This is a genomic window from Mesorhizobium sp. M1A.F.Ca.IN.022.07.1.1 (assembly GCF_003997575.1).
Taxonomy (GTDB): domain Bacteria; phylum Pseudomonadota; class Alphaproteobacteria; order Rhizobiales; family Rhizobiaceae; genus Mesorhizobium.
In genome coordinates, this window is the sequence record NZ_RZST01000701.1 from 1 (window position 1) to 714 (window position 714).

The 714-nt window shown below is 65.7% G+C and carries 2 protein-coding genes; one reads left to right on the forward strand and one right to left on the reverse strand.

The genetic code is table 11. From position 1 onward, the window contains the following. Positions 1-333, forward strand: a 333-nt coding sequence (locus EOA75_RS33485) for a LysR substrate-binding domain-containing protein (RefSeq protein ID WP_245466841.1), incomplete at its 5' end; no start/stop codon positions are given. Between the two features lie 12 nt (positions 334-345). Here the strand turns inward: EOA75_RS33485 and EOA75_RS33490 are convergent. After that, positions 346-714, reverse strand: a 369-nt coding sequence (locus EOA75_RS33490; protein WP_164747788.1) for an Hsp70 family protein, incomplete at its 5' end; no start/stop codon positions are given.

Here is a 714-nt window from a genome sequence, read left to right on the forward strand (position 1 = left end):
ATCAGGGAGGGCGGGTCGGGCACGCGCGAGGCGCTGGAGGATTTTGCGCGCAGTGAAGGGGTTCCGCCGGCGGAGTTGCAGATCTTTCTTGTTCTGCCCAGCAACGAGGCTGTGCGTCAGGCGGTGGAGGCTGGTGCCGGCGCGACTATAATTTCCGAGCTCGTCATTGCGCGTTCGCTGGCGGAAGGCAGCTTGCGATCCGTGCCGGTCATTCTGCCGAAACGCGATTTCGCCATGATTACCCATCGCGACCGGCAGGCGAGCCTCGCGCAAATGGCGCTCAAGGCGCATCTCACCGGCAAGCAGAACGCGTCGTCAACGGGGAGGGGCTAGAGCAAGGAAGCGTCAGGCGAATTTGCGCCGCGCATCAAGCGCGAGCCCAAGCCCGACCGAGCCGAACATATCGCCTTCGATAACCGAGGCCTGCGGCACCAGCGAAAGGATCCGCCGCTTTGCCAGCGGGATCGCCGTCGAACCGCCGGTGAGGAACACGGCGGTGATGGCCGAAGCGGGAACGCCTGCGTCGGCAATCGTTTGCCTGACCGTCGCGGCCACCCGTTCGATATCGCCGCCGATCGTCTCTTCCAGGCCGGCGCGCGTGATCCCGGCCGCGAAGCGTACGCCGGGCAGCGACACCTTCACCTCGGCCCAGGAATGTTCTGTCAGCGCGATCTTGGCCCGTTCGACCAGGCCGGCCATCGCATGGCCGTAACG